This is a genomic window from Dysgonomonas hofstadii (genome assembly GCF_014196915.1).
Classification (GTDB): domain Bacteria; phylum Bacteroidota; class Bacteroidia; order Bacteroidales; family Dysgonomonadaceae; genus Dysgonomonas; species Dysgonomonas hofstadii.
This window is the reverse complement of sequence record NZ_JACIEP010000013.1, coordinates 73,726-91,427: the sequence shown is the minus strand read 5'-3', so window position 1 is coordinate 91,427 and position 17,702 is coordinate 73,726. Positions and strand designations below refer to the sequence as shown.

The following is a 17,702-nucleotide window of genomic DNA, read 5'->3' as shown; positions in this document are numbered from 1 at the left end:
TCCGAAAATGATATATTTGTAAATGTTTGATTATTAAATTTATATGTATTCTTAATGATTTGTAATTTCTACTTTACACAATAGATTTGTTAAGTAAAGTAAAAATGTGGTTAAATTTGTGTAAATAAAAATGGGAATGAATATATTATAACCAAAAGGATGTAATTCTTTAGGAATTTATACCCCATATCTATCTTTAATATCTCTTCTTATTATTTATAGTCTGACAAATTAAACTAAGAGCTTTAAAATAATATGAAAACACCAAATAGATGGACAAATAATACAATGTGTTATCCAAGTTTTCTTTCTGAAAATTTGGAAGTTAGCATTGTTTTATTAGAGAGAGAGAGAGAGAGAGAGAGAGAGAGAGAGAGAGAGAGAGAGAGAGAGGAAGTAAACGCTTATTATATACATATAAAAAAGGATAACCGCTCATTTTTATGAACGGCTATCCTTTTATTGTTTAAAAAAATATAGTAAGGTACATAAATATGTTAAGTATCACATACTAATTACACTAGTTTTAATCTTAAACTTAATGACGCTTATGAAAAAAATGGGAATTATTGCCCTATTTTTGTTTTTGGGGGTAGGTATAGCTCTAGCCCAAACTCAAGTAGTGAAAGGGTCTGTAGTAGATGAGTCCGGAGAACCTATTATCGGCGCAACTGTGTCTGTAAAAGGGACTACCACCGGTACTATTACTGATGTTGACGGAAAGTTCCAGATTGCAGTTGCAAATAATGTTACAACATTGACATTCTCTTATGTCGGGCATACAACAGCTGATGTGAAGATTAGTCCTAACATGCGTGTTGTAATGGCATCCGCCTCAACGGAGTTAACTGAGGTAGTTGTTACAGGGATGACATCAATGGATAAACGTTTGTTTACAGGGGCTACCGATCGTTTGAAAAGCGAAGATATTAAGATCGACGGTATGCCTGAAATTACCCGTGCACTGGAAGGACGTTCGGCAGGGGTTTCTATCCAAAATGTATCGGGAACATTTGGTGCAGCGCCTAAGATCCGTGTGCGTGGAGCGACTTCCATTTATGGAGACTCTAAGCCGTTATGGGTTGTGGATGGTATTATAATGGAGGATGCGATCAACGTAAGTGCCGATGACTTGTCTTCTGGTAATGCGAACACGCTGATTAGTTCTGCGATCGCAGGTCTAAACGCCGAAGATATTGCTGAAATTCAGATATTGAAAGACGGTTCCGCTACATCAGTATATGGTGCACGTGCCATGGGTGGTGTAATTGTAGTTACAACAAAAAAAGGAGTTGCAGGCCAGCATTCCATAAATTATACCGGAGAGTTTACTATGAGGGTTAAACCTATGTATAGGGACTTCAATATTATGGACTCTCAGCAGCAAATGGGTATATACAGGGAAATGGAATCGAAAGGATGGCTGAATTTTTCTCAATCGTTCCGTTCAGCAGACAGCGGTGTGTATGGTAAGATGTATCAAATGATGAATACTTATAACCCTACAACAGGAACTTTCTTGCTCGAGCACTCAGATGAGGCACGTAATGCTTACCTTAGGGAAGCTGAAATGAGAAATACAAACTGGTTTGATGAATTATTCCAAAACAGTGTGATGCATAATCATACGGTCAGTATATCTTCGGGATCGGAAAAATCTTCTATATATGCATCAATAGGGGCTATGCTTGATCCGGGATGGTACAAGCAAAGTAATGTAAAACGCTATACAGCTAGTGTTAATGCAACTCATAAGATTTTGCATAACTTGTCGTTCAAGTTAGGTGCCAATGCCGCTTATCGTAATCAGAAAGCGCCGGGAACATTGTCTTCCGACGCGAATGCAGTCTACGGATATGTAAAAAGAGATTTCGACATCAATCCGTACAGCTATGCATTAAATACTTCCAGAGCGCTTGATCCGAATGAATTTTATCAATCGAATTATGCCTCATTCAATATTTTAGATGAGTTGGAAAAGAATCGTATGGAATATGATGTGACCACATTGAGATTCCAGGGAGAATTTACCTATAATCCTATATCCAATATCACACTGAGAGCTTTAGGTGCATTCAAGTATGACCTGACTACAAGAGACCACTATATACATGACGATTCTAACCAGGCACGGTCATACAGAGCTATGGATGACCCAACTATACAAAAAGCAAATCCGCTATTGTATAACAATCCGGACTTTACATACGAATTGCCAATGTCTATCTTGCCTAATGGAGGTATATGGTATCGTAATGATTATAAAATGCATGGTTATGACTTGCGTTTATCTGCAGACTGGAATCAGACATTCAATGATGTGCATATCGTAAACGCATTTGCCAGTATGGAACTGAATTCGGCCAACAGGAATGAATCGGCTTTTACAGGATGGGGAATGCAGTATTCGATGGGTGAAATACCGTTTTATGTATATGAATTCTTTAAGCAGGGAATTGAACAAGGTAATTCATATTATAGCCTTAATAATTCACGGACAAGAAATGCGGCATATATCGGTCAGGCAACATATAGTTATTTAGGTAAATATGTGCTCTCTGGTACTTTCCGTTACGAAGGCTCCAATAAACTGGGTAGATCACGTAGTGCACGCTGGCTTCCTACATGGAACGTCGGATTGGCGTGGAATATATATGAAGAAGAATTCTTTAAGAAATGGCAACCTACATTATCTCATCTGCAAATTAAAGGTAGTTATAGTATGGTTGGAGACTTGCCTCCAGGTTCCATGTCAAGTAGTGAGGTCGAAATACAGGCTTACAAGCCATACAGGCCATTTACAGATATCCAGGAAACTGGTTTAACTATTAATTATCTGGCAAATACAGAATTGACCTACGAAAAAAAGCACGAGATTAATGTAAGCCTTCAGGCAGGATTTATAAACAACCGTATTAACCTTGATTTTGCATGGTACGATAGAAAAAATTATGACCTTATCGGTTATGTAAACACCTGGGGTGTCGGTGGTGAAATTATGAAACGTGCCAATGATGCAGAAATGCATTCGTGGGGACTTGAAGCTACTTTGAATACGAAGAATATACAGATGAAAGATTTTAGCTGGACTACCGATTTCATCTTTGGTTTTACAAAAACAAATATTACTAAACTTACCTCATCGGGAACAAGGGTATTTGACCTTGTCAGAGGACGTAGTCCATTCGAAGGTTATCCTCAGCGGGGAGTATTCTCTATACCATTCGTTAGACTGAATGAAATCGGTCTCCCTGTATTCCTGGATGAGAACGGAGAAGAAACGACTACTGGTATCGATCTTCAGTTGAGTGATCCCGACAAACTGGGATATCTGAAATATGAAGGACCGGTAGATCCTACTGTTACAGGAGGATTCCAAAATACATTCCGTTACAAGAACTTCTCTCTCGGAGTATTCTTCACATATCAGTTCGGAAGCGTAATCAGACTAGACCCTGTGTTTAGTGCACGTTATACAGACCTGACAGCTACACCGAAAGAGTTCAAAAACCGATGGATAATGCCAGGAGACGAAGAGTATACAACGATACCTGTTATATTGAATACCCGTCAGTATAATAAATACAGTAATATGACAAACGCTTACAGTGCATATAACTATTCGACTGAACGTGTAGCTAAAGGTGACTTTATCCGCTTGAAAGATATATCGTTGACTTATGATGTGCCTAAAGCATGGTTAGGACCTTATGTGAAAAATGCATCTTTAAGATTCTTGGCTACAAATTTATTCCTGATATATGCTGACAAAAAACTGAATGGACAAGATCCGGAATTTATTAATTCGGGAGGTGTTGCTGCACCGGTGCCTAGACAGTTTACTTTCTCTGTCAGATTAGGTTTTTAATCATATAAAAAAGATAGAAATATGAAAAATATATTAAAAATAGGACTCTTCCTGGTATCATTTTTGATCTTTATGTCATCTTGTGATGACTATTTGGATACCCTTCCGGATAACCGGGCGGAAGTGGATACAGAAAGTGAAGTTATTGCATTGCTGGTTTCGGCATATCCCAATAATAACACGGCCATGATGTGTGAATATTGGAGTGATAACATTGATAACCATGATTGGAACCTGAATTATAACAATTATATGGAAGATCTTTGGACTCTGAAAGATCAGCCAAGCAGGTCGGGAAATGATACAAATTATCGTTCCTGGGAGTTAGGTTATAAAGCAATAGCCTCCTGTAACCAGGCACTGGCAGTTATGGAAGAAATGGGATTTCCTGCAACGTTGAAAGCAGCAAGGGCTGAAGCGTTGATTGCCCGTGCATGGAATCACTTTGAACTGGCTAATCTTTTCTGCCTTCCATATGGAGAAACTAGTAGCACTGATCCGGGATTAGTGTATATGACTGCTCCGGAAACAACAGTTAAACCTGATTATGACAGAGGAACCGTTGAAGAATTTTATAAAAAGATAGGAGAAGATATTGAAGCTGCTTTACCTGACATAGATAACAGTATATATACTCAGGTTAAATTCCATTTCAATGTAAGCGCTGCCTATGCTTTTGCTGCAAAATATTATCTGGCAGTAGGGAATTTTGATAAAGTTATAGAATATTCCACAAAAGTTCTGGGTAGTGATCCTGCTCAGGTACTCAGAGACTGGCAGGCTATGACCGGTATGGACCTGAATACAACAGATGTTTCGAATGCGTATGTAGATAAAAACAGTCCGGCCACATTGCTTGCATCCTACCCTATTTCGGGTTGGTGTACGGCTGGTACAGGTCCTTATAGCACCGGAAATAAGTTTTCTCATTCCATGTTAATAGCCAAATACGAAACACTTCAATCTTCTGGTCCGTGGGGTAATCATAATAATATCTACATAAAAACATGGTGGAATTCGAATACAAATAAACTATTCCATCGCAAAATAGGATATTTCTTTGAGTATACCGACCCTGTTGCGCGTACAGGATATACACATACAAGTGTTGTTAATTTTACTACCGATGAAGTCTTGTTGCACCGGGCAGAAGCTTATATCCTTACAAAACAGTATACCAAAGCCTATCAGGACCTGACTACATTTATTACCAATTATACGAATAGTAATCCTTCTTATCAGAGTATCATAGACTTTTATAAAAATATGCCGTATCATTCCTATAAAGAGGTTTATGAAGATCCGGTAGGTTTAAATAATCTGTTAGAATATCCGACACCGAAAAAGCCTTTACATCCTTCATTGTATCAGATAGAATATGGGACAGATCAGGAATGGTTGTTGCATTATGTATTGCATCTGAAACGAGTTTTATTGGTAGGTGAAGGTAAACGCTGGTTCGATGTTAAACGCTATGGAATAACTGTACACAGGCGTCTTGTTGACAAAGGCCACATGGTAGTATCAGTATCAGACTCGATAACCTATCAGGATAAGCGCAGAGCTATGCAAATCCCGCAGGAAATATTAAATGCTGGTTGTCCGGCAAATCCTCGATAAAGATTGTATAACGTAAAATTAACCAAGAACAGTATGAAAAAAATATTTATATTTTTACAAATATTACTATTTACGCTATCCTTCTCTTCTTGTGGGGATGAATTGGATACGAGTTATAGTATTTTCGATGATAATGTTATCAAAGAGCAAAATGAATTCGACGAATGGCTGGATAGATATTATGTAAAGCCTTATAATATAAGGGTTATTTATAATTATGTGGACATGTATTCTAATTACGATTACGACTTGATCCCCGCCGATTTTGAAAAATCGAAGGCATTGACATATGCCGCCCGTTACTTATGGATCGAGCCCTATGAAGAACATGTTGGCTCTGCATTTTTCCGCCAGTATGCACCTCGCGTTTTGCACTATGTAGGTAATCCGGGTTGGAAAAGTAATGGCTCTGTAGTGCTGGGAGAAGCCGAAGGAGGATTAAGAATATCATTCTTTAATGTGAATGCCATTACAATAGGAAATGCTTCTACCCTTATGCGCTATATAAAGACGATGCATCACGAGTATGCTCATATATTCCAGCAAAAGAAATTAACTGACCCTGCATTCGACCAGTTGACTCCGGGGATGTATCAGAGTGACAATTGGACAAGTACGTCCCTGGCTGATGCTTTGAAAGGTGGTTGTATTTCAGCGTATGCTACCAGTTCCCCAACTGAGGATTTTGTTGAAGTTTATTCAATATTTGTAGTCAGTACTCCGGAAGAATGGGCAGGTTTTCTAGCTACGGCAGGAACTGATGGTGCAAAAATAATAAATAAGAAATTTGAGATCGTTTATAATTATTATAAAGATAGCTGGGGGATAGATATTTACGAGATGAGAGATATTGTCGGCAGGCGTAAAAAAGAAATAGAAACAATAGATTTGAATACACTTTATAAATAATTGAATATTATGAGAAATCTAAAATATTATATATTGTTTTTCGCCGGAATTCTGTTGATGCCATCCTGTCTGCATGAAGAAGAGGATATCTTTGGCAAATCCGCGTCGGAAAGATTGAATGAGGCTCAGTTGCTCTATGAGAAAATATTAACCACTCCTTCTAAGGGATGGGTGCTTGAATATATTGCAGGTGATACAGATGCAACAAGAAGAGGAGCTTTCAACTATCTGTTAAAGTTTGAAAACGGAGAAGTAACCGCTGCTGTTGATCAGAATGCACTGTATGATATAGCTCCTGCTATAGACCCATACACACAGATAACCTCCTATTACAAACTGGAGCAGGATATGAGTATTACATTATCGTTCGATACATATAACTCATTCCTTCATTACTATCATGAGCAACACGGAAGTTACACAACTTACAAAGGTGACTTTGAGTTTACCATCATGGAAGCTTATGACGATCTGGTAATTCTCAGAGGTAAGAAATATGGAAATATTATGGAAATGCACCGTCTGGCGGATGATGTTACCTGGGATGAATATCTTCAAGATGTGAATACAGTCTACAATCAGTCTCTTGATTACCCTGAATTTTCTATCTTTTCGGGAGCTAATGTAATAGCCAAAGGATCGGTACTTGAAACCAGGCAATTTTCATTTTCGTATGAAAATGTAGATTATTTGAAAAGTGTAATCTATACTACAACAGGCTTGAAGTTTCTCGAGCCATTGGTAGTCGAAGGAAAAGAAGCTCAAAACTTTGTGTGGGACGTAGCTAGTGCAACATTCACATGTACCGATAATGGCGCAACAGGTATTGTTATCCAGATGACTATTCCGGCAGAATATGTGAAATATAGCGAATATCTGGGTACATATACATTTAAATATACGAATCTTTCGGGTGTCGTCTATAACGAGACTATTAACCTGGTGCAACATGTAAATGGCAGGTCGTATATTGCTGAAAACTTTACAAAAGGTATAACCGGTGCTGTAACAATATTGCAATTTGATAAGAGCACAGCTCGGTTGTGTATAGGTGCGCACACTGTGTTGTCGGTGGGTACTGATGATAATTATAACCTGTATCCGATGATAATGCCTCCTACTGGTACTGCCGGAAACTTCTATGCCGGTCTGGGCGATGCTTACGGACGCTTTTGGGGTAAATTAACATCGACCGGCCTAATTAGTATGACAAGAGACCCGAGTGGATCTTTAACGAACGTGACTGCTGGATTCAGGGTTATCCGCAGGCAGGGTACTTCCAATTATGGTACTAATGCTGCAAATTCTTACACGGATATGTCATTCCAGAAGCAGTAAAGGAACTATTGCTTAATGTAAACAGAATAAATAATAGACTATTATGAAAAAAATATTTAATATATTCATCTTTATTACTTTGGGGCTATTGTTAGCTTCTTGTGAGAAAGATACTGGTGTAGATGTTCCTGCCAAAAAAATGAAAGTAATAGAATCAAATGTACTCTTCGAACAGGAAGGCGGGACAGGTTATATCAAGCTTGAGGCTGAAGAAAGCGTGACGGCGACTACCGAACAGGACTGGATAGGTATTTCTGTATCAGGTAAAACGATAACAGTATCTGTGGGTGCGAATAATAATATCGGGGGTCGTAACGGAGTTGTTGTTATCAAGTCAGGAAGTGAAACTATAGAAATGGCTGTAATGCAGTTGTCAGCACTTTTCCGGTTAGTTAATGCCGAAGACGCAGATTCGGTTTTTCCTCTTGTCGGAGAAACGAGAGACATCCCTTATTCAGGTAATGCGTCTTTTACTCTATCTCCTCAGGATAGTTGGGTAAGAGTTGAAGCGGTAACTGTAGAAGGTAATAAGTATCTAAGGGTTACCGTTGACCCAAATAGTGAAGAAAGAACTTCGAAGATTGTTGTAGCTATAACATATGAAGACGGACATCAGGATCAGAAAACAATAAATATAACACAAGAGCTTTTGTATGCTGACTTGTTAGGTGAATGGGAAATGACGTATAACACTAGTGCGAGTGGTACCGTTGACTATAATAAGGATCTTATTTTTAGTGAGGCTGAGGTTGATAATCAATATGATGTTACAGGATTAGGCCTGAATAGCACGATGAGAGTGGTATATAATACTTCGAATAAGAACCTTGAGATATATCCATCACAAGATATGGGACCAGATCCAAATAATAGTAGCAGGAGACTTTCAATATTGCTTTATTCTTTGCCTGGTAACATAACGTGGGGTGCAGCTTACTATTATAAGGGAGTCAAGGACAGCAACCCCAATGATGTAAGCTTTACTTTTACCGATAGTGGAACTTGGTCAGGTTATTCTGTCTGTGGTTTGTATGGTGTTTCTACTTCTGTTATACCTGTTGCTAGTGGTACCTACTCCGCTCTAGCGGCTCTGCATCACTATAATATTTCTATAGTAAAGAAGTAATTAATGGAAACAGACTATGTGATATAGTTTTATTTGGTAAAATTTTCTTTTACTAGAACACTACTTGAGGCACCCTCCACTAACGTAGTGGAGGGTGTTTTCGTTAAAATTTTATAACGTTTTAATCTTGCTATTGTGATGTAATTATCTAAATATTAGATATTTATATTGTTGTGGAATGTGCGCCTGAACTCTAACCTCAAAATAATTACTTATATGGATACCTTGAAAAATATACTTCTAACTATACTGTTATTTGCTTTGTCTTTGGGCTTATCTGCCCAGAAGGAATTTATACTGAAGTCACCGGACAGTAAATTACAGGCAAAGATTATTATAGATAAAGAAGCAATAAAATACACGGTGATACATGATGGCGATATTATGGTCGGTTATTCACAAATATCATTAAGCTTAGCCGATGGGAGAATATTGGGTGATAAGCCGCAACTATCCAAATCATCGGCAAAAATATTTGAGGAAGTTATACAGCCACCGATATATAAAAGAAAGGAAATCGAAAGTATATATAACGAATTATATTTAAAGTTCAAAGGCGATTTTGATATCGTTTTCAGAGCTTTTGATGAAGCTATTGCTTATAAATTTGTATTACATCAGAAGGATCCATATATAGTAGAAGAAGAGGTGGTTGAGTTTAATTTCCCGGCCGATACAAAAGCTTATATCCCTTATGCAAAAGGACGCGAAAAGAATAAATTTGATGATCAGTTTTATAGCTCTTTCCAGAATATATATGAACATGTCTTGCTCTCGCAGTGGAATAAAGACCGTGTATCCTTTCTGCCTCTGGTTGTTGAAGGAGCGAATGGTAAGAAGATATGCATAACAGAGGCCGATCTTTTAAATTATCCCGGTTTATATTTACATAATAAAGATAACTCTACAACACTGAAAGGTGTATTTCCGGCATACCCTAAGAAAATAGTACAGGAAGTACGCGGATTAAAAGGAGTTGTAAGGGATCGTGAATCCTATATCGCCAGGATGAATCCGTCGGATCAATTTCCATGGCGTGTAATCATAGTTTCGGAAAACGATTATGAACTGGCCGACAGCGATATTATATATAAACTGGCCAGTCCGTCGAAAGTTACCGATCCATCGTGGATAAAACCCGGAAAAGTAGCATGGGAATGGTGGAACGACTGGAATATTTACGGTGTCGATTTTGAAGCCGGTATTAACAATGAGACATACAGGTACTATATAGATTTTGCATCTAAGTATGGAATAGAGTATGTGATACTGGATGAAGGATGGTCTGTTCACGGAGAAGCCGACCTGATGAAGGTCATTCCCGAAATAGATATTCCCGGGCTTGTCGCGTATGCTAAAGAGCGGAATGTGGGTATTATCTTGTGGGCGGGCTATTTTGCCTTCGATAAGGATATGGATAATGTCAGCAGGCATTATGCTGCGATGGGCGTAAAAGGATTCAAGATAGATTTTATGGACAGGGACGACCAGTTGATGATCGATTTTAACCGCCGGGCTGCCGAAACGGGTGCCAAATATAATCTGTTGATCGATATACACGGAACATCCAAGCCAACGGGATTGCAACGTACATACCCTAACGTGGTTAACTTCGAAGGGGTGCATGGGCTCGAAGAAATGAAATGGGCAAAGGATTCTACCGATCAGGTCACCTATGATGTTACCCTTCCTTTTATTCGTATGGTTGCCGGCCCGTTGGATTATACCCAGGGTGCTATGCGCAATGCGATCAGGAAAAACTTCAGAAGTATTTATACCGAGCCGATGAGCCAGGGTACACGTTGCCGGCAGCTGGCAGAATATGTAATATTCGAATCACCATTGAATATGTTGTGTGATACTCCTTCGAACTATGAAAAGGAACCGGAGTGCACAAAGTTCATTGCTGAAATTCCTACGGTTTGGGATCAGACGATTGCCCTGAACGGTGAAATTGCCAAATATATTACCATTGCCCGCCAGAAGGACGGCGTATGGTATTTAGGCTCTCTCACTAACTGGGATGCGAGGGAACTCGATCTCGATCTTTCTTTTCTCGGTGAAGGAAAATTCAAGGCCGAAATATTCCGCGATGGAGTTAATGCCCATAAAGCAGCGAGAGATTACAAAGAAGAAACGATCAATATTGCCTCTGATAAACGAATTAAGATAAAAATGGCTCCGGGAGGAGGATTTGTAGCGAAGATTTATAAAGACATGTAATACATGCTATTACGACAAACCGATGAGAGGCCGATTGATATTTATCACAATCGGCCTCTTTTTAATTCCTAACTTCGTAAAAAATCGTACTTTTGTAATCCGGATTATTTATTGCATGCAATGTTATTAGAACGTTTATCCATACTCAATTATAAAAATATAGAACAGGCCGAACTGGCTTTGTCTCCCAAGATCAATTGTTTTTTGGGCAGTAATGGTATGGGCAAAACAAATCTGCTGGATGCGATATATTACCTTTCTTTCAGCAAGAGCTATAATAACCCGATAGACTCGCAGAATATAAAGCATGATGCCGAGTTTGCAGTTATACAAGGCTGGTATAATCTCGATAATAAACCCGAAGAGTTTTTCTGTAGTCTGCGCCGCAGGCAGAAAAAACAGTTTAAACGGAACAAAAAAGAGTATGAACGCCTGTCGGATCATATAGGGGTACTGCCTTTGGTAATGGTTTCGCCATCGGATACCGAACTTATAAATGGCGGGAGTGACGAGCGCCGTCGTTTTATAGACCAGTTCCTTTCCCAGTTCGATAAAGAATATCTGCACTCGCTTATCCGTTATAACAAGGCACTTCAGCAACGAAATGCTTTGTTGAAGACCGATGGGTTTATTGATGAAACATTGATTGGCCTTTGGGACGACCAACTGATTGAGGAAGGTGTGATTATTTTCAGAAAGAGGAAAGACTTTATCGATAAGTTTATACCCATATTCCAGAAGTTCTATGATTTTATCTGTCTTTCTCACGAGAAGGTATCTCTAGCATACGAATCGCATTTCGATACTGAAGATTTCGCGAAACTGCTGAAGGAAAGGCGTGAGAAAGATAAAATACTGGGTTATACAACTGCCGGTATTCATAAAGACGATCTGGATATGCGGATGGATGATTATTCCATAAAGCGTGTAGGATCGCAGGGGCAGAACAAGACCTATGTGGTAGCACTTAAATTCGCACAATTCGACTTTTTGAAAAAAGCTACATCTACCACTCCTGTTCTTTTGCTGGATGATATATTCGATAAACTGGACGCTTCACGTGTGGAGCAGATAATAAAGCTTGTGCTGGATAAAGATTTCGGCCAGATATTTATTACAGACACAAACCGGGAACATCTTTCCGACATATTGTCGCAGACAAGCAACGATTATCACCTTTACGAGGTCGCCGATGGTATAGTGACGCAGAAAAATGTAGCCGCCCTATGAGAAAACGGAATACCGAAAGCATAGGAGAAGTATTGAAGCAATACTTCGAAGAGAACCAGTTTATAAAAAAGAAGCTGGCCGAAAGCCGTGCCGTAACGGGTTGGTCAAAACTTCTGGGAACGATGATCTCTTCTTATACGACAAATATCTACCTGCGGAACGGAGTTTTGTATGTATCGTTGAGTTCTTCGGTATTGCGGTCAGAATTATTGATGGCAAAAGAACAATTGATAAATAAAATAAATGAACATGCAGGAATGTATGTTGTGAGTGATATAATATTCAGATAGAAAAATAAAAAATGGAAATCAAACCAGAGACATTCAATACCACATTGCCTGTTCAGATTCGTTTCAATGATATAGATGCAATGGGGCATATCAACAATAATATTTACTTTAGCTATTTTGACCTCGGCAAGACCGATTACTTCGACAGGATACGTCCTACTTCTATAAGCTGGACAGACGGACTTATTGTTGTCGCTCATATCGAAGTGGATTTTCTATCGCCTATATTCTACAAGGAAAAGATAGTAGTGGATTCAAAAATTATTAAGCTGGGTGATAAAAGCGGTGTATTCCTGCAACAGATACGCAATGTGAAAAACGGTGATATTAAGTGCCGTTGCCAGTCGGTATTCGTTACCTATAATGCGCATACACAAGCTTCGATGCCTATTCCCGACGATTGGCGGGAAGCTATATCGAAATATGAAAAACTGGAATATTAGTATAAAAAGGGAGATAAATATAAGATTTATCTCCCTTTCCCTTTTCTGTTTTATTCTATATATCAGTCTTTTATCTCCTCATAGGAGACATATTCCCCTTCATCTTTCGGAAAAATTTTCTTTTGATTGTCCGAAGTATATGAATTATGTTGTTCCCTGTTCCATGAAGAATATCTTCTGCCTTCAGGGTTTCCCATTGAAGAAGGCTTGCCTGAAATTAAAGACCATACACCTTTTACCATAGATAAAAACAATGCTATTACCAGCAGGAGTATAGTGAAAAATATAAAGAGTATAAATCCCATTCTTAAATAATTTGTTTATAACTAAAAGCAAATATAGCAACTTGTATTTTAGTTAATAACATCTCCAGTAAATCTTCGTTCGGTTGTTTCGTTTATTTAACAAGACTTTGTGATTGTAAACAAATCATGTAGCGCAGTATGACCGGTGAGGACAGTATGTTCGGCCAGAATGCTGAAAGCTATGAGAATGAGTATGATGCCTCCAAGAATATTGATGCGCAGATTATAACGTTTGCCAACTTTCGATCCGAAAATGATTCCCAACGATGAAATAAGTAATGTTACTATACCAATGATAATAGCTGGCTTTAAGATATCTATGTTCACCAGCGACAAGGATAATCCAACAGCCGTAGCATCTATGCTGGTGGCAATAGCCAGACTTAGCATTACTTTGAAATTCAGTGGGTTGAATGGTGTGCTTTCCTCTTCTTTAATGGCTGAAACAATGACTCGTATGCCTAAGAACAATAGTATAGCAAAGGCGATCCAATGGTCGTATTTATCGATGTAACGGACAAAAGTAGAACCTATCAGCCAGCCGAATATGGTAAGGTTCATCTGTATGAAAGCCAGCATGCCGGCAATCTTCAGCACATTGACTACCTCATGGTTCTTAATAATGGCTCCGCTGGTCAGCGCTATTATCAGGCTGTCCATCGAAAGGCCTATTGCCAGTATGATTAATGGGGCTATATCCATAGCCCCCGTACGTATTTCTTCACTCTTTTTTCCTCTCTTTTACAAGTTTAAATGTGGCTGGTGCTATCCAGTCTATATTCTTACTGCCATTGATATGAATATTACTAGCCTGAACTATCCCTCCGTTTTTATATACATCTATAACAATAGTATCTGACTCATTTTCGTTCCATTTGATAATAGTGAGTGTCTTATTTCCTTCATATTCTTCATATGGAGAAAGTCCAAAACCGCATATGTATTCATGATCGTCATCTAGTTCATGCTTGCTAACCCGATATCCTTTAGGACTATCCAGATTATTATAATAAAATTTGATGAATTCCCCATTTCTTAAATAATATTTTTCTATTTTCGAAGTATCAATAGCCCCTTCTGTATCTGGGTTCAATAAATCGTTGCCATCTTGGTCTATTACTATGCAGGATAAGGACATGTCAATAACCATTGAGTTTACATCTTTATCACATGAGTTCAATACGAAAAGTACTGCACATATTAATATATATTTCCTCACTCCCCTTTTCTTTCTTTTACCAGTTTGTATGTGCGATAGCCCACCTTTTCAAGGTCTTCGTCACTAATATTATTATATGTAAATTCATAGACACCTGTAATATTTCCATGTGTTGTTATTGTTGAAATTATTGTATCCGACTCGTTTTCATTCCATTTAATAACGGTTACCGATTTATTCTTTTCGTATTCTTCATAGACTGAAAGTGCTATACCTAGTATATATCCAGTCTTTTCTCCGGCTTCTGGTTCTCTAAGTGAATATGCATTCCGACCACTCGAGGTATTGTTGTATAGCCTAATATATTCACCATTTTTAAGATGATATATCTCTATTTTATGTACTTCAATAGAATTCTCAGTAGAAGGATTTAAAAGATCATTTCCATCCTGATCAACGATTGTGAAAAATAAATCAAAATCAACAATTGCTTCTTCATTATTTTTATCGCATGCTGTCAATATAGCAAGTATTGAGAAAATTAAAATATATTTTTTCATATATTACCTCTTTTTTACCAGTTTAAAGGTACGAGAGGCTATCCATTCTATATCAGAACTTCCGTTCAGTTCAAAGTTTGTAGTTATAGCCAAGCCTCCATCTTTATGTATTTCTGAAACAATAGTATCCGATTCATTTTCATTCCATTTTACAATGGTAAGCGTTTTCTTTCCCTTATATTCTTCATATGGGGAAAGGAAAAAAGTGCATTTGTATTCATGATCGTCATCTAGTTCATGCTTGCTAACCCGATATCCTTTAGGACTATCCAGATTACGATCATAATATTTAGAAAACTCCCCGTTTTTTAAGTAGTAAATCTCTATTTTGGAAATCTCTATAGCACCCTGTGTGTCTGGATTTAAAAGATCATTCCCGTCTTGGTCTACTACTATACAGTGAAGACTATAAACAAATTCAACTGGATCTTTATCACATGCTGTCAATATAGCTAGTATTGAGAAAATTAAAATATACTTCTTCATAATTTCTTACGGTTTTATGTTGTATACCATTTTTTTTGTATAATTGAAATTATATTCTCCATCATTGGTATCCCAACTATTCCATGAATACCAACCATTATAATTAGTATTATCTATATTCCAGCCCCAGTTCATATACAGCCAAGTGCTCATAGTATAATTACCATTAAACCTTCCGTTAAGGTCATATTCACATTGTATATTTTTCTTATAGCCGTCACATACCCAAGCATGTCCATCTCCTCTATATGGTAATCCCAAAGCGTATTCTTTTCGCGCTCCACTTAGTATAACCGGTCTTCTCTGTTTAAGGTTTGCAGTCACTATGTCTACATTAAAATGATCATAAACGGCAGAACTATATCCGAATCGATTTTTTAATATTTCAGGGACTTTGCTGGTTTCAGCATTTGACTTTTCGCAACTATACTCCGTGCCTAAGGCTGTTCCAATATCTGAAACCAGCCGCGATGCTTCATCTGTTCCTGTTCTGTCCAGCATAAAGATCCAGAAATATGAAGTAGTAGGAAACTCGTGGTATCTCATCACCTGTGCTACTGCTATAGCAACACATCCGGCCGGATATCTACCATTTGTTTTGTCTGTATTGCATCCACCATATTGTAAAAGATTATTGAAACCGTCTCTTTGATGCCATGCTGTAGTCAATAGAGGACCTACCAACTCATTTTGTGGGCATTGTCCCCAGTCTGGCTCGAATTCATCGTTGCCTCCACCACCGATAATAATACGTTGTACCGAAATCGGGTTCCATGCATCGGCGACATTGCCCGTTTGTTCTTCATCCGATTCCCTGATATAACTTACATAGGCTGCTGTTTCTTCAAGCCATTCCGATACACCGGGTGGTAATTCTCCGGCTATTGCAAATTTTCCTGTTTCTGAGTGTGCCAGTACGGGTGTGAGTCTATTATCCGCTGGCATAATGATAAATCCACTATCTTCGTAGTTTACAATGTAGCACGATGGTAAATTATCTGTTCCCGTAACAACTCCAATATCTTCTACTTGTTTCAGAACAGAAGATTTAGGTCCATTTCCGTCATCAGTAGTAAACGAAAGCTGAGAAGCCAGCCCTAAGATCGTTTCTTTATCTACAAAATTATCGCTTTTCGGGATTTCTTCTTGCATTTCTGTGTTTTGACAGGCAGTAAAGAGTAGAATAGCAATTGCCAAAAAAATTTTTGAAGAGTATTTCTTCATAAGTTCTATGTTTAAGGATAATTTTATGTTAAATATACTCTTTTTAGGTTAATAATCGTTTTTTTGTTGAAATATTTACATTAATTAATGTATTGGTGGGCATTTACTCCCAAAAACTATATCCATTCTGTAATGTCAGAAAGTGGTTTTCTTTTCTTTTCGGTTGGCTTGCTGCTTTCTTCGTCGGTATATCCTATCGGAAATATGGCTACAGGCTCTATATGTGATGGCAGGGATAATGCTTCTCTCAGAATTTGCGGATTGAAGTTGCATATCCAGCATGTTCCCAAACCGATTTCAGCCGCTGCAAGGCAAATATGCTCTGCTGCTATGGCCGCATCTATATCGGCATGATCCTTATTATCGTAGTTTTTCCTTTTCCACGAAGCAGAAGTGTCTTCGCAAACGATAATTTGTATCGGAGCGGTTTTGAACCAATCCCTGTCGTACGCCTTGTGTACTTTTTGTTGCATATCGCCATCCGCGATCACATAAAATTTCCAGGGTTGCAGGTTACAGGCTGAAGGAGCTAGCCTTGCACATTCCAGGATATATTCGATTTTTTCGTCTTCTACTATTTGCGACAGGTAAGCTCTGACCGAATAGCGGTTTTCGATTAGTTCTTTCAAACTCATAATTTTTCTATCTTAAGTTTACTTTTTATGTGTTGTTGTGTTTAATTGGTCTATTTATTGTTCATTTTGGCATTGCCCAAAACGAACCAAAAGGCTAGTGCTTCGTTTACCGCCGACCTGACATTGGCTTTGCCGGCTAAACCAAATAAACTCGCCTGCGGCTCAAACAGTATTTGGTTTCACGCCGTCTTCAGCCGTCAGGTGCCCGGCTTGTAAACCTATGCACGGGAAGCTGACGCACTCGTGGCTTCGCCCGGTGGCATTAGGCCGGAGAGCTGGGCACCCG

17 protein-coding genes are annotated in these 17,702 nt (G+C 38.4%); 10 read left to right on the top strand and 7 right to left on the bottom strand.

What is annotated here, in order from left to right; genetic code table 11:
* Window positions 1–255: 255 nt before the first annotated feature.
* From GGR21_RS16015 to GGR21_RS15970, 10 genes are all read left to right on the top strand, one after another.
* The gene (locus GGR21_RS16015; RefSeq protein ID WP_183308237.1) at window positions 256–447 is read left to right on the top strand and encodes a hypothetical protein; all 192 of its coding nucleotides are present in this window, start codon (window positions 256–258) and stop codon (window positions 445–447) included.
* 103 nt (window positions 448–550) lie between these two features.
* Window positions 551–3,868 (top strand): SusC/RagA family TonB-linked outer membrane protein, encoded by a 3,318-nt coding sequence (locus GGR21_RS16010; protein ID WP_246348093.1) that lies wholly within the window; start codon window positions 551–553, stop codon window positions 3,866–3,868.
* 21 nt (window positions 3,869–3,889) lie between these two features.
* Window positions 3,890–5,488: a RagB/SusD family nutrient uptake outer membrane protein gene (locus GGR21_RS16005; protein ID WP_183308235.1), complete on the top strand. Its 1,599-nt coding sequence runs from the start codon at window positions 3,890–3,892 to the stop codon at window positions 5,486–5,488.
* Between the two features lie 33 nt (window positions 5,489–5,521).
* Window positions 5,522–6,397: a zinc-binding metallopeptidase gene (locus GGR21_RS16000; RefSeq protein WP_183308234.1), complete on the top strand. Its 876-nt coding sequence runs from the start codon at window positions 5,522–5,524 to the stop codon at window positions 6,395–6,397.
* 9 nt (window positions 6,398–6,406) lie between these two features.
* Complete coding sequence (locus GGR21_RS15995) at window positions 6,407–7,735, top strand: DUF4302 domain-containing protein (RefSeq protein WP_183308233.1); 1,329 nt, start codon at window positions 6,407–6,409, stop codon at window positions 7,733–7,735.
* A 43-nt stretch (window positions 7,736–7,778) separates the two neighbouring features.
* Entirely contained in the window at window positions 7,779–8,861 is a 1,083-nt protein-coding gene (locus tag GGR21_RS15990; protein WP_183308232.1) for a BACON domain-containing protein, read from the top strand.
* A 216-nt stretch (window positions 8,862–9,077) separates the two neighbouring features.
* Complete coding sequence (locus tag GGR21_RS15985; protein WP_183308231.1) at window positions 9,078–11,084, top strand: glycoside hydrolase family 97 protein; 2,007 nt, start codon at window positions 9,078–9,080, stop codon at window positions 11,082–11,084.
* Between the two features lie 120 nt (window positions 11,085–11,204).
* Window positions 11,205–12,314 carry a DNA replication/repair protein RecF gene (recF, locus tag GGR21_RS15980; RefSeq protein ID WP_183308230.1) on the top strand — a complete coding sequence of 370 codons (1,110 nt, stop codon included), beginning with the start codon at window positions 11,205–11,207 and terminating at the stop codon, window positions 12,312–12,314.
* Window positions 12,311–12,604 carry a DUF721 domain-containing protein gene (locus tag GGR21_RS15975; protein ID WP_183308229.1) on the top strand — a complete coding sequence of 98 codons (294 nt, stop codon included), beginning with the start codon at window positions 12,311–12,313 and terminating at the stop codon, window positions 12,602–12,604. The genes recF and GGR21_RS15975 overlap by 4 nt, the downstream gene beginning before the upstream one ends.
* Window positions 12,605–12,615: 11 nt before the next feature.
* Window positions 12,616–13,047: an acyl-CoA thioesterase gene (locus GGR21_RS15970; protein WP_183308228.1), complete on the top strand. Its 432-nt coding sequence runs from the start codon at window positions 12,616–12,618 to the stop codon at window positions 13,045–13,047.
* Window positions 13,048–13,109: 62 nt separating this feature from the next.
* Here the strand turns inward: GGR21_RS15970 and GGR21_RS15965 are convergent, their stop codons facing one another.
* The 7 genes from GGR21_RS15965 to GGR21_RS15935 form a co-directional block, all read right to left on the bottom strand.
* Complete coding sequence (locus tag GGR21_RS15965; protein ID WP_183308227.1) at window positions 13,110–13,352, bottom strand: DUF4834 family protein; 243 nt, start codon at window positions 13,350–13,352, stop codon at window positions 13,110–13,112.
* A gap of 96 nt (window positions 13,353–13,448) precedes the next feature.
* A complete protein-coding gene (locus GGR21_RS15960) occupies window positions 13,449–14,054 on the bottom strand; it encodes a manganese efflux pump MntP (RefSeq protein ID WP_221233022.1) in 606 nt (201 codons plus the stop codon).
* Window positions 14,055–14,073: 19 nt separating this feature from the next.
* Window positions 14,074–14,502, bottom strand: coding sequence for a hypothetical protein (locus GGR21_RS15955; RefSeq protein WP_183308226.1), 429 nt, complete (start codon window positions 14,500–14,502; stop codon window positions 14,074–14,076).
* 65 nt (window positions 14,503–14,567) lie between these two features.
* Window positions 14,568–15,071 (bottom strand): membrane lipoprotein lipid attachment site-containing protein, encoded by a 504-nt coding sequence (locus GGR21_RS15950; RefSeq protein WP_183308225.1) that lies wholly within the window; start codon window positions 15,069–15,071, stop codon window positions 14,568–14,570.
* Between the two features lie 3 nt (window positions 15,072–15,074).
* A complete protein-coding gene (locus GGR21_RS15945; RefSeq protein ID WP_183308224.1) occupies window positions 15,075–15,557 on the bottom strand; it encodes a membrane lipoprotein lipid attachment site-containing protein in 483 nt (160 codons plus the stop codon).
* A 6-nt stretch (window positions 15,558–15,563) separates the two neighbouring features.
* The gene (locus GGR21_RS15940; protein ID WP_183308223.1) at window positions 15,564–16,709 is read right to left on the bottom strand and encodes a C10 family peptidase; all 1,146 of its coding nucleotides are present in this window, start codon (window positions 16,707–16,709) and stop codon (window positions 15,564–15,566) included.
* 188 nt (window positions 16,710–16,897) lie between these two features.
* Complete coding sequence (locus tag GGR21_RS15935; protein WP_183308222.1) at window positions 16,898–17,416, bottom strand: nitroreductase family protein; 519 nt, start codon at window positions 17,414–17,416, stop codon at window positions 16,898–16,900.
* Window positions 17,417–17,702 lie beyond the last annotated feature (286 nt).